Source organism: Caulobacter sp. P1_B12_2 (assembly GCF_056406675.1).
This window is the reverse complement of sequence record NZ_JBFTZS010000753.1, coordinates 1-1,193: the sequence shown is the minus strand read 5'-3', so window position 1 is coordinate 1,193 and position 1,193 is coordinate 1. Positions and strand designations below refer to the sequence as shown.

Here is a 1,193-nt window from a genome sequence, read left to right as displayed (position 1 = left end):
GGTCTACGAAGGCTCCGGCGGYCACTAGGCCCGGCCTCCCGTGAGCGACCCCACGACCCAGCGCGCCGAATCCCTGGCCAAGGCCTGGGAGGCCGCCGAGTGGCCGCACGAGGCCCCGGTGCTGCGGGCCATCGCCATGCCGTCCGACACCAACCCCGAAGGCGACATCTTCGGCGGCTGGCTGCTGTCGCAGATGGACCTGGCGGCGGCCTCGATCGCCTTTCACCGCGCGGCCGGCCGCTGCGCCACCATCGCCATCGACGGCATGACCTTCATCAGTCCGGTGTTCGTCGGCGACGAGGTCAGCCTGTTCGCCAAGGTGGTCCACGTGGGCCGCACCTCGCTGAAGGTGCAGGTCGAGGCCTGGCGCCGCCGCCGCGACGGCGAGCAGGCCCACAAGGTGACCCAGGGCGTGTTCACCTTCGTGGCCATCGGCGAGGACCGGAAGCCCCGGCCGCTGCCTTAGGGGGCGGCTCGGCGCCCTCCGCCCCCTCGCCGCGACAGACCGCGTAGCGGTCAGGTGGGGGCAAGTATTCAACGGCACAGCCTCTCGCTCTCACGCGGAAACCCGCTGAGTTGATCGGAAAGGGTCGCGGAGCGCTGGACGACGTCCGGAGGAGATTGAAGAACTAACCGTTTCGACGAAGCCAGACGCTCCGCGCGCTCGTTATCCGGCAGCCCTCTGGCGGGTGGCGCTCTTAACGCCTTACCAGAAGCGCCYCCGACGGACGGGTCCCGCAGCATCGGGATCCCCGGACCGCGTGCGTATCCCCCGCACGCCTGTTGTTCYCACCGACCCTCGTCGTCCTACCGTTTCTGTCKTCCAAGCCCGGCAAGGCCAAGAACCACGAGGTTTGTTCGTCCAACTCACGCGAACGTCACATCGATGAGCGCTCTCCGCTCGATCGCCCCCCGCCGCCGCATCGGTCGCTGGCCATGCGCCCTTTCCCCGCGTCGAGGTGGGTAAAGGATACGGCGGGTTTGGAGGGTGGGGACAAGATCAGGTCGAGAAAGTTTAGGGCGTTGAAATCACGGGGGTTTGTTCGCTGTACGCTGAGCATAAGCGTCTCAAAACCCTCTCCCAGAGGGAGAGGGCGGGGCCCGCCGCGGAGCGGTGGGAGGGTGAGGGGTTAAGGCGTCAACCGGCGTGCCGGCAGGGCGTTGGAGTGAAACCGGACAGGGCGTCACCCCTC

General features: G+C 68.0%; 1 protein-coding gene. It reads left to right on the top strand.

The genetic code is table 11. From position 1 onward, the window contains the following. Positions 1 to 40: 40 nt before the first annotated feature. Positions 41 to 466, top strand: coding sequence for an acyl-CoA thioesterase (locus tag AC1DZ6_RS25500; protein ID WP_056457198.1), 426 nt, complete (start codon positions 41 to 43; stop codon positions 464 to 466). The last annotated feature ends 727 nt before the right edge of the window (positions 467 to 1,193 follow it).